The following is a 12222-nucleotide window of genomic DNA, read 5'->3' on the forward strand; positions in this document are numbered from 1 at the left end:
TGCACGTAATCTAGGTATCGAACGTTCGAAAGGAGAATATATCACCTTTATTGATTCGGATGATTGGGTAGATTCTGAATATTTAGAAGTACTGTATAGAGCTTTGATAGAAGAACAAGCAGATATAGCTATCTCTACTTATAAACAATTCAATATGGATGATAATTGTTATTATGTGCATTCTTATCAAAGAGGATATGACAGAAAAGTGTTTACAAATAAAGAATTGATTGCTTCTTTATCATCACTAGAACAGTATGATAGTACGTATGTCTTTGTTAGTTGTAAGTTAGTTTCGAGAGAATTATTAAAATATAATTACTTTAATTGTTCTACTGGTTACGGAGAAGATATGGAGTTTTGGTATAAACTATATCTGACCTCTAGAAAAATTGTCTATGAAAATAAAGATACCTATATTTATAGAACCAATAACGATGATTCAAGACATTTTGAAGAAGAAAAAATTCGTGGTTATATTCAGCAGCGATTAAATTTCATTGCAATAATTGCTGCTAGAGGAATGAATATCAGGACTCATGTAGATAATTGTATTAAATATTTATATTTTTTAGAGAGAAAATTGTTAGATGAAGAAGTTCAGTTTGCTGAAATGCTGATGTGGGTAAGAGAAATTATATTTTTATTAGAAGGGGAATAAAAATGTTCAGTCAAGAATTAATCAGTATTGTAGTTCCTATCTATAATGTTGAAAATTATTTGAGACAGTGTCTAGATAGTATTATGAGTCAGACTTATCAAAATTTTGAGTGTTTATTAATAAATGACGGTTCTCCAGATAATTCTGCTGATATTTGTAGAGAGTATGTTTCTAAAGATTCTCGTTTCAGTTATTTTGAAAAGGAAAATGGTGGAGTTTCTTCAGCACGTAACTTCGGTATTGAATGTTCAAAAGGGCAATATATCACCTTTATAGATTCGGATGATTGGGTAGATTCGGATCATTTAGAAGTGCTATATAGAGCTTTGATAGATGAAAAGGCAGATATAGCTATCTCTACTTATAAGCAATTTAATATGGAGGATAATTGTTATTATGTGCATTCTTATCAAAGAGGATATGAAAAACGAATTTTTGAACAATATCAGTTGATTGAGGAATTACCTGTTTTAGAGCGGTATGACCAATCTTATGGCTTAACGTTTGGGAAAATAATATCAAAAAAGGCTTTGGGAATAATTCGGTTTAATGAGTATACTACTTTATGTGAAGATATGGAATTTTGGTATAAATTATATCTAATTTCTGATAAAATTGTATATGTAAACAAAGATACTTATAATTATAGGAAGTATGGAAATGCTAGTTTAAAATATATTGATGCGAAGAACAAGTATAGTGATATCCAACAACGGTTAAGTTTTATTTCTATTTTAGCTACTAATGGTAGAAATATACGAGGTTATATAGAGAATTTGCTTATTCACTTAGAAATTAGTCTAGATGAATTAAAAAATAGTAACCAAGAATCAGATGCAACTTATAGATGGCTTGAGGAGATACTGTTTTTATTTAAGGTAGCTGAGTAGAGTGAGTGAACAGAGGAAAAGTTTATTTTGGTCATACATCTAAATCATTTATATAAGTCAAAATGCTTTCAATTATTGATAATTGTATATTGAAATACAGAAAATCATGAGGAAGAAATTTTAAAAAATACTAGTTTAATTATTTTTTTATTCTATTATAAATTTTTATGACTACAGTCGTGGTTTATTATCCTTTATTAAGCAATGACACCTAGAAATTTAAATTTGTTGTTGCACCTTAAACACAACGAAAGGAATCAATTAGAAATATGAAAATCCATATTACCAATTTATATGGAATGGCTAGAGAAAGTACAGCAACCATTGCTCAAAATGCTGTTCAAAAGATAGCTAGTCAACTAGGATTTAGAGAGTTAGGGATTTATTTTTACCATGCATCAGCTGAAACTGTAGAAGAGAGAAGTAGAAGATTAGACGGAATTCTAGCAAGTGTTTCAATGGGAGATGTAGTGGTTTTTCAGACTCCAACTTGGAATGGTATAGAGTTTGAAAGAGAATTTTTAAGTAAGTTGAAACTTCTCAATGTGAAAATTATTATATTTGTTCATGATGTGATTCCCCTGATGTTTAAAGCAAATGAATTTCTGATGCAGGATTACATCAATCTATACAACATGGCAGATAGTATCATCTTACCATCAGAAGCTATGAAAGAGAAACTGCTTCAAAATGGCCTGAATGTTAAAAAAATTATTTTTCAAAGAATGTGGGATCATCCTCATGATTTGGACTTACATGAACCTAGATTTAAAAAAGAAATCTATTTTGCAGGGAATTTAAGCCGTTTTCCAGAATTAAAAATTTGGGAGGGAACAGTTCCCCTAACTGTATTTTCAAATGAAGAACAGCTTTCTTTATCGCATCAAGTTCATATTGCGGGTTGGAAGACTGATGAAGAAATGCTCCTAGAGTTATCAAGAGGCGGATTTGGACTAGTTTGGACTACACATCAAAATGAGGAACAAAATATAGAGTATTACAGTATGAATGTTTCTTATAAGTTGAGTACTTATTTAGCTGCAGGCATTCCTGTTATTATTCCTGCTACCTTGTCTAACTCGGACTTTATAGTAGAGCAAGGATTGGGCTTTGTAGTTGATAACTTAGAGGAAGCAAGCCATTTGGTGGAACAACTATCAGAAGAAGCCTATCTTCAAATGTCTAGTAGAGTAGGTTATTTTTCCTTTTTACTAAGTCAAGGTTTTTTTGCAAAACAATTTTTATTGCAAGCAGTTTTTGAATTAGGAATTAGCCACAATCAACAATCACGAGGTATCCAACTATTGACAGTTACAAATAGTCAGGATTTGGAACAAATTGAATACCTAGTAGAACAACTTCCTGAATGTGATTTTAGCATTGCTGCTAGAACTCTTATGGGACCACGTTTGACAAACTTGGCCGAGAAAGAAAATGTCTATCTATATCCGGCCTCAGATTCAGAAAAGATTGACAAACTACTAGACAAGACTGATCTATATTTGGATATTAACTATGGTGGGGAAGTAGATGGTGTATTTAATGGCTTGTTAGAAAAAAATATTCCTAGCTTTGCCTTTTATAAAACACAAAATGGGGAAAAAGGACAGTATCTCTTTTCTATCAAAAATGTTGATACTATGGTAGCTGCAATTAGGAACTATGCTGAAACAAAACAATTGCCCAATAAACCATTTGATTTTGAAGTGCAGACCATAGATGAAACGCTGGATTATATTCTGGAGCATCAATCTTCAATAGCTCGCTTTGGTGATGGCGAGGCTGCAATCATGCTAGGACAATCTATTAATTATCAGAAATCTGATTCTAAACTTGCAGAAGAATTGAAATTTATTTTTAATCAAGAAAGTAGTCCTACATTAGTCATTGGTTTACAAGAGGGGTTAAAAAATCGTTTCTCTTTTGTTCCAGATGCCTTGGCATTTTGGAGACAATATTTAGAGGATTATGAGGAATTTTATCTAGAGTATTGTAAAAATTCTTGGTACGGCTCAACTTTTATTTCCAGACCTTATATTGATTTTTTAGATAAATCAAAAGCAAAATCTCAATTTGAAAAGTTGAAAAAACTATGGGAAGGAAGAGACATCCTTATCGTAGAAGGATATGCTTCTAGATCTGGGGTAGGAAATGATTTATTTGATGGCGCCAATAGTATCAAGCGAATTATTTGCCCATCTCGACATGCCTATGATAAGAAAGATGAGATAATGGAAGCAATAATGAACCATGCTGATGGACGTTTAGTTTTGTTAATGCTAGGTCCTACAGCTAAGGTTTTAGCCTATCAACTTGCAAATAAGGGTATGCAGGCAATTGATATCGGACATGTTGATTCTGAGTATGAGTGGATGCAGATGGGAGCTGAAAATAAGGTTTTATTATACAACAAGCATACTGCAGAGTTTAATCTAGATACAGAAATAGAATTAGTAGATGATGAAGTATATTTGAGTCAGGTTGTTGTAGACTTGAGTGCAGAATAGTATTAATCATGGGATTTCGGAGGAGAAATGACATCAGATAGAATTGCAATCGTTTTGATTGCTGATCAAGCTTATACAGAACAATTGACTGTGACCATGAAATCCATCATGTATCACAATAAATCAGTCGATTTTTATATCATCAATCAAGGTATTATGCCAGATTGGTTTAGAAAAATGAGACGTATAGTGAGAAATTTGGGAGGGGAACTTTACAATATTCCCTTTGATATGGGATTGATTTCAGATGAGTGGAGAACGCAAAATCATATTAGTCCGATTGCCTATGCTAAGTATTTTATTCCTCGTCTTGTTGATAGGGAGAGAGTGCTTTATCTAGATACAGATATTATTGTTAATGGTAGCTTAACCTCTTTTTTCTTAACAGATTTAAAAGGCTTTCCAGTAGCTGCTGTACGTGATGTGGATGGTAGTTTTAATACCGGTGTCATGCTTATTGATAATCTACAATGGAAGGATTTATCTGTTTCGGATCAATGTTTAGAGTTATCTGAAGGTAAGAAAAGCGAACATTGGGAATTGGAACATTTTAACGGAGATCAAACGATATTGAACTCTGTTTTTCAGGATAATTGGTTAGAGTTGGATAAGCGGTTTAATGTTCAGGTAGGTTATGATTTGGTTGCTTTTTATAATCATTGGACAGAACATTTTAATCTAGAGGATGAACCACTTGTGATTCATTATACAACTAATAGAAAACCATGGAATAGTTCAGTTTCTTACAGATTTCGTGAAAAATGGTGGGAATTTTATAATTTAGAGCTTTCTCAGGTATTAGCCCATCATCTAGGTGAATTTTCTTTAAAAAAAGAAAAGCAAGGATTGGATTTCTTTACCTTAACAGGAACAGAACAATTTGAAGGAATTGAACATTTAGTAACTACCTTTCCAGAACATCGCTTCCATATAGCTACTTACACTCCAGTAGGTTCATATCTGAATGGTTTAGGACAGTTAGATAATGTCTATTTACATCCAGAGTGCACTACAGCTACCTTGGAAGAATTATTTAAGGATATTGATGCTTATCTGAATATTAATTATGGGGATATAGATGAAGCTATTTTTACAAGAATGGAGCAACTAAAGAAACCTATTTTTTCATTCTATGCTACGCATAAGGGAAAGGTAGATCAGTATTTATTTCTGAGAAAAGAAATTGAAAAGCTTGACGATGCTATTCGTTTACTTTCTGAAGTTGGAGTAGATAGATTTAGTCAAGTATTTAAACAAGAAGAATTATTTGATATTTCAGTCATGTCCATAGATGAAACCTTGGATGAACTGATGAAAACGGAGAAGTCCTTGGTTCGATTTGGGGATGGTGAATTCAACCTGATAAATGGAAAAAGTATCGCATATCAGGAGTATCAAGAAGATTTAGCTCAAGAAATGAGAGAAATATTGTTACATGCAGGCGAGATAGAAAATAAAGTATTAATTTGTTTACCGGAGATTTTTGAGATATTTAAGGGACATTTTCTCCAAAATGAAGATTCAGAAAAATTTTGGAAACAAGTTTTGGATGATTATGGCAGATTTTTCCAAGAGACTTGTCAGACCAAAGGATATGGTTCGACCTGGATTTCAAGACTCTATATTGATAATAAAGATAAGAGTCATGCTGTTACTCAATTTGAAAAGCTCAAATCTTTATTTGAGTATAAAGATATACTCATTGTTGAGGGAGCAACTACGCGATCAGGAGTTGGTAATGACTTGTTTAACAAAGCTCTCTCCATAAAACGCATTATTTGCCCTTCCCACCATGCTTTTTCTAAAGTAGATGCTATTCAGCAAGCCATTTTAGATCATGCGAAAGGACGACTAATTTTACTAATGCTTGGGCCAACAGCTAAAATATTGGCTTATCGCTTATCTCAATTAGGGTATCGTACCTTAGATCTTGGACATATTGATCCAGAGTATGAATGGATGAAAATGGGAGCAGAGACAAAGGTACAACTAAAATATAAGCATACAGCAGAATTTAATTTTGATCAGGGAATTGAATTTGTAGAGGATGAAGATTATAATAGTCAAATTGTTGTAGATTTGTCTAAGTAGAAAGGTGTAAATATATGAATTTTCCATTAATATCAATTATTATCCCTGTCTATAATGTTGAAGCATACATAGAACATTGTATTCATAATATTTTATCGCAGACTTATAGTAATTTGGAAATTATTATTGTGAATGATGGTAGTCCAGATGACAGTATAAAGATTGCAAAAGAGTTGACAAAAGATGATCCGCGTTTTATCTATATTGATAAGGAAAATGGCGGACAGTCGGATGCACGTAATGTAGGTTTAGATTGTGCTAGTGGAGACTATATCTTTTTCTGTGATCCAGACGACTTTATGTTTGAAAAAAGCATCGAAAATTTATACTATGCTAGTATTTTGACAAATGCTGATATGGTAGTAGGATCATTTTGCCACTTTAAAGAAGGAGTGTTTTATTTGTATAATCCAGATAAAGATGGGGAAATGTTATCTCGTATATCAGCAAAAGAGGCTATTGAAGGTATGGATAGTATGGAAGATTACCCATTCCTTCGCTATTCGGCTGTATGGGGTAAGTTGTTTAAAAAGAATTTGTTTGAAACCATTCGTTTTCCTAAAGGGAAATATGCGGAAGATCAATTTATTATGTGGAGATTATATCTTGCAAGTGATGTGATTGTTCGCTATCAGTCAGATGTCTATGCATATAGAGTAAATTATAAGGGATTGACGCAAAATTATAATCTATCTCACTTGGATTTTATTGAAGCGATTGAGGAGCGTATTCATACCTTAATGGAGATGCCAGAATTAGATTATCCTATGGAATTGGCATTTAATCAGTATAAATTTGCTTTGAAGAGAAATCTTTCTATGTTGGAAGGGAAAGGTTTTATTAAAGAAGAAGCGGAATTACGAGAAAAAGTGGAATATGCTGATAAAGGGGAGTACCTATTTTTAAAAAATATTAGAGAGTAAGATATGGAAAATCAATTAATTAGTATTATTGTGCCGGTTTATAACGTTGAAGAGTATCTTAAACAATGTTTGGATAGCATTTTAGAGCAGACGTTTAGCGATTATGAAGTTATTTTGGTAAATGATGGTTCGACAGATAACTCAGGTTTAATTTGTCAAGAATACGCTGAAAAAGATTCACGTATTCGTTATTTTGAAAAAGAAAATGGTGGTCTTTCGGATGCTCGAAATTATGGAATTGAACAGGCGCAGGGAGAATACCTTACTTTTGTTGATTCGGATGATTTTTTAGATAAAATGCATCTGAATGTTCTTTATACTGCATTAGTAAGCAATAATGTAGATATCTCTATCGTAAACTATGCTAATTATCAGACCTCTAATGCTACTTTCTATCTTCATACATTTGGAGAGTACTATGAAAAAAATTATAGTTCAGAAGAATTATTAGATAATTTAGCTATTCTTGAAAGAAATGATTTGTCGTTTTCTACTATATGGGGAAAATTGTACAAGAGGAGTGTATTTTCATTTTTACGCTTCCCCAAAGGTGTTATAGGTGAAGATGTTGCATTAATCTATAAAATTTACACTCAAGTAGACAAAATTGTATATGCTCACAAAGACACTTATATTTATAGAGAAAATGACTCTGGAATAACTAAGAGCAAGATTTATCCTTTAGTCACTGCTCAACTAAATCATATAGCAGAACGTTTAGCTCTTTTAGCTATTATGGGATATGATGTGACGAAGCATTTTGATCGTTACATAACTTTTTTGAAAATTACGGAATATAACATGAGAATGATTTGGGGTATGGAAGATACAGAAACATATCGCCATATTAAGGAAAATTTAATATTGATTTCTCAGGATGAGAACTAGATAGTGAGAGTGAATAATATGAGAGAAAATCAGGTAAGCATCATAATACCAGTATATAATGTAGAAACTTACCTTCGACAATGTTTGGATAGCGTTTTGGGACAGATATTTTCAAATTTTGAAGTGCTTCTGGTAAATGATGGGTCAACGGATAATTCAGGATTTATTTGTCAAGAATATGCAAGATTAGATAGCCGTTTCAAATATTTTGAAAAAGAAAATGGTGGTGTATCTGATGCGCGAAACTCTGGATTAGATTTAGCTCAAGGAGACTATGTTACATTTCTCGATGCGGATGATTTTCTCTTTGAAGACCATCTTGAAAAACTTTATAGAGCTACTACCTTAAGTGATGCAGATATTATGATAGGAGGCTATAGTCGTTTTGATGGTTCTGATTTTTATTTCTATAAAGATCACTTTAAAAGAGATTCCTTGATATCATTTACAAGTACTCAAGCTATTCAATTTTTAGATTCTATGCTTGATATTCAGTTTTTTAATTTTTCAACAGCTTGTGGTAAATTATTTAAGCGAACACTATTTAAGGAGTTACGCTTTCCTTTGGGGCGATATGCAGAAAATCAGTTTATCATGTGGAAATTATATTTGAATGCGGAAAGCATATATGCCTTTAACGGAGATTCATATGTTTACCGTTCTAATAATGAAGGTTTGTCAAGTGTATTTTCTGTAAAGCATCTTGATTATATTGAGGCTTTGGAAGAGCGAATAAAATCAACTAAAGATTTAGAAGGGATTGATATCAATCTTTCCTTTAATATGTATCGCTATGTATTAAAGAGAATACTGGAGCAATTGGAAGAACATGGCTATATTGATGAGGCAAAGGAAGTACGTGAAAAATTAGAATTGGCTGAACAAGGACAATATCCATTTTTGACAGATGAAGTAAAAGAGATTGAAGTAGAAAATGGTGGAGAACTAATTAGCATTATAGTTCCAATTTATAATGTCGAAAAGTATCTTCGAATGTGTTTGGATAGTATTGAACATCAAACCTATTCAAATATAGAAGTTTTGCTGATAAATGATGGTTCACCAGATGCATCTGGAGAGATTTGCCAAGAATATGTTGCTAGAGATAGCAGATTTCACTATTTTGAAAAGGAAAATGGAGGACTATCTGATGCACGAAATTATGGTATTGAAAGATCAAATGGTAAGTATCTAACCTTTATAGATTCAGATGATTGGGTTGAACCAACATATATTGATGATATGTATCAAGCTGCTTTAAAAAATGATTCTGAAATCGTTGTTTCAAACTATACACAATTTGACGTTAAAGAAAACCATTATTTAGTTCATGTATGGGATGACTATTATGAGGAAACATATGAAAGGAAAGAGTTAATTAATCGACTCCCTTTGTTGGAACGACGCGATTATGCTTTTACAACGAGTTGGGGTATTCTTTTTAGTCGAAGCTTATTTGATAATATTCAGTTTCCAAAAGGTAAACTTATAGAAGACGGTCGAACAAATTATAAATTATTTGCGAAATCATCTCGCAGTACTTATATTAATAAATCTTTGTATATATATAGGATAGGTAAGAGAAGGAAGCATTATTAATACAGTAACTGAAAAGCTCTTAATAGACAAGTTAGAGTATGTATTAGAACGTTTGGCTATCTATACCATAAAGGAATGGAATAGTTTTGATGAAAAGGAAAACACTTTAGGGTACATAAGAAAGGGATGGGAAGAAGCAAAAGAAGCCGGTCTACAAGATACTGAAATTTTTAGGAGATATACTGAGTTACTTTCTTTAATTGATGAAAGTATTTAGATGGACAGAATGTTTATATATAATTAGAAAATGGAGATATGAAAAATTGACAGAATTAATTAGTGTTATAGTTCCTGTATATAATACAGAACAATATCTAGTGGAATGTCTAGAAAGTATTCTTAAACAAACTTATTCAAATATAGAAGTTATTTTGGTAGATGATGGTTCGATAGACCGATCTGGAAATATTTGTGATCAATTTGCTAGAAATGATTCTCGCATTCGTGTATTTCACAAGCAGAACGAAGGAGTAGCTATAGCTAAAAACTTTGGAATCAAGCAAGCTAGAGGTGAGTATATTGTCATTGTTGACTCAGATGATATGATAGAAGAACGTATGATTCAAGTACTGTATGATCAGGCAAGAACTCATCAAGCAGATATTGTCATAGGCAATTATTGCATCTACGATGAAAATGATAAAAATTACTATTTTTATGTATGGGATAAGGATTATGTTGTAGAAGAATTAACATCTCAAGAGTTAATCGATAGACAGGCAGGTGCTTGGAAATGGAATAGTTCAGCTTTTATAGTAACTGTATGTAAATTATGTAAAAAAGAATTGTTCGATGAGATTTCTTTTACTCATGGTCGACGATTTGATGATGAGGCTTCTACCCATAGGCTATATTTAAGGAGTAAACGAACAATTTTTGTAAATGATAATCTATATATATATATAGAACGCGTTCAGGTAGTATAATGCAAACTAAATTTGATATTTCATGGGCTAAAGATTTAGTTGAAGTATTCTCCAAGAAAATATCAGATCTTGTTTTAGCTGGTTTAGACGTCTCAGTTATGCGCATTCGATTTGTCAACCTTTTAAAGGATTACAAACAAACTTTAGAATACCATCAATTAACAGATACTGAGGAATATAAAGATATTTGTTTTAGGCTGAACATTTTCTTGGAATCAGAGAAGGAATAAGAACTATGCTTATACTTATTTAAAATCAAAGTGCACCTTTTTGTTAACAGCCTACTTAAGAGATATCGTAGTTTAAGTATATACTTTGAAATTCAACAGCTCTTATAAGTATGGTATTTAAATACTTCTCTACAGGGAGTTAGAAGCACAGTTTTTCTGCTTTTTTTGTTATAATAGTAATGTAAAAATTAGCAAAAAATCATATAATACCTGATAGTATAATGATTATAAATTACTCAGTAGAAATAGACTAGAAACGAGTTTTAGAAAGTAGGATTGAACATGAGAAATATTTTTTCATCTATCGCAGTTAAAAAAGGTCTCGCGACATTATTTTTTATATTCATATTTATAGCAGGAAGTAGATTGACCCTCCCTTTTGTAGATATGAATAATAGGGAATTTTTAGGAGGGACTGCTGCCTACTTAGCTTTTTCCACAGCAATGACAGGTGGAAATTTGAGAAGTTTATCCTTGTTTTCAGTAGGATTATCTCCATGGATGTCTTCGATGATTTTATGGCAGATGCTTTCTTTTTCAAAAAAATTAAATCTGACATCTGGAGCTGTTGAAATACAAAATAGAAGGCAGATGTACTTAACCTTGTTTATTGCTTTGATTCAGGCATTAGCTATTTCGTTAAATCTCCCAATTCAGTCCAATGTGCCTAAAATGTTAGTTATTGTCCTCAATACCTGCCTGTTGATAGCGGGTGCTTTTTTCTTGGTGTGGTTATCAGACATCAATGCAACGGTAGGCATCGGGGGCTCTATGATTATTTTATTGATTGGAATGGTTTTAAACATTCCTCAAGATTTGATTGAAACGTTTCGGACGGTTCCCATACCTCTTTTTGTTTTAATCGGTTTGATTATTATGGGGATTGTTTTCACTTATCTGGTAGCCCTGCTTTATCGTGCTCGTTATCGTATAGCAGTTCATAAGATTGGCCTGCATAATCGTTTTAAGAGATATTCCTATTTTGAGATTATGCTTAATCCTGCAGGAGGGATGCCTTTTATGTATGTAATGACTTTTTTGAGTTTACCGACTTATCTGTTGTTGTTGTTACAGACGATTTTTCCGGAAAATCTACTTTTTACTGAAATTTCATCTCAGTATACAATGGGTAAACCATTGTGGATTTATATGTATATGATTATTCTTTTTATTTTTAGTATAGCCTTTGCTTTTGTAAATATGAGTGGGGAACAAATTTCAGATCGAATGAAGAAATCAGGAGAGTATATTTATGGAGTCTATCCGGGTGACGAGACGAGTCGTTTTATCAATCGATTGGTTTTCAGGTTTTCTCTTATTGGTGCTGTTTTTAATGTAGTAATGGCAGGAGGACCTATGTTATTTGTATTGGTTGATGAGAAACTACTTAGAGTAGCAATGATTCCTGGTTTGTTTATGATGTTCGGAGGTATGATTTTTATAGTCAGAGATGAAGTGAAAGCTCTAAGATTAAATGAAACTTATAAACCATTGATTTAGGAGGGTG

The 12222-nt window shown here is 32.4% G+C and carries 9 protein-coding genes and 2 pseudogenes; all 11 read left to right on the forward strand.

Annotation, left to right across the window (positions count from 1 at the left end):
* The coding region (locus HMPREF1048_RS03050) for a glycosyltransferase family 2 protein (RefSeq protein WP_000851437.1) at positions 1–661 on the forward strand (661 nt) is incomplete at its 5' end.
* A gap of 2 nt (positions 662–663) precedes the next feature.
* Entirely contained in the window at positions 664–1551 is an 888-nt protein-coding gene (locus HMPREF1048_RS03055; protein WP_000492712.1) for a glycosyltransferase family 2 protein, read from the forward strand.
* A 269-nt stretch (positions 1552–1820) separates the two neighbouring features.
* A pseudogene (locus tag HMPREF1048_RS13385) lies at positions 1821–2816 on the forward strand (sugar transferase); the annotation flags it as partial.
* A 453-nt stretch (positions 2817–3269) separates the two neighbouring features.
* Positions 3270–4058 (forward strand): annotated as a pseudogene (locus tag HMPREF1048_RS13390) (SP_1767 family glycosyltransferase); the annotation flags it as partial.
* Between the two features lie 27 nt (positions 4059–4085).
* The gene (locus tag HMPREF1048_RS03060) at positions 4086–6149 is read left to right on the forward strand and encodes an SP_1767 family glycosyltransferase (RefSeq protein ID WP_000199923.1); all 2064 of its coding nucleotides are present in this window, start codon (positions 4086–4088) and stop codon (positions 6147–6149) included.
* A gap of 14 nt (positions 6150–6163) precedes the next feature.
* Entirely contained in the window at positions 6164–7072 is a 909-nt protein-coding gene (locus tag HMPREF1048_RS0102015; protein WP_001010736.1) for a glycosyltransferase family 2 protein, read from the forward strand.
* 3 nt (positions 7073–7075) lie between these two features.
* A complete protein-coding gene (locus HMPREF1048_RS03065; protein ID WP_004248242.1) occupies positions 7076–7960 on the forward strand; it encodes a glycosyltransferase family 2 protein in 885 nt (294 codons plus the stop codon).
* A gap of 18 nt (positions 7961–7978) precedes the next feature.
* Entirely contained in the window at positions 7979–9559 is a 1581-nt protein-coding gene (locus tag HMPREF1048_RS12415; RefSeq protein ID WP_004248236.1) for a glycosyltransferase family 2 protein, read from the forward strand.
* 263 nt (positions 9560–9822) lie between these two features.
* Entirely contained in the window at positions 9823–10485 is a 663-nt protein-coding gene (locus HMPREF1048_RS03070; protein WP_004248234.1) for a glycosyltransferase family 2 protein, read from the forward strand.
* On the forward strand, positions 10485–10715 hold the full coding sequence (locus HMPREF1048_RS13395; RefSeq protein WP_004248220.1) for a hypothetical protein: 231 nt from the start codon (positions 10485–10487) through the stop codon (positions 10713–10715). Before HMPREF1048_RS03070 ends, HMPREF1048_RS13395 begins: the two co-directional genes overlap by 1 nt.
* A gap of 282 nt (positions 10716–10997) precedes the next feature.
* Positions 10998–12215: an accessory Sec system protein translocase subunit SecY2 gene (gene secY2, locus HMPREF1048_RS03075; protein WP_001244257.1), complete on the forward strand. Its 1218-nt coding sequence runs from the start codon at positions 10998–11000 to the stop codon at positions 12213–12215.
* The last annotated feature ends 7 nt before the right edge of the window (positions 12216–12222 follow it).

The sequence above is a fragment of the Streptococcus mitis SK575 genome (genome assembly GCF_000257865.1).
Taxonomy (GTDB): Bacteria; Bacillota; Bacilli; order Lactobacillales; family Streptococcaceae; genus Streptococcus; species Streptococcus mitis_CQ.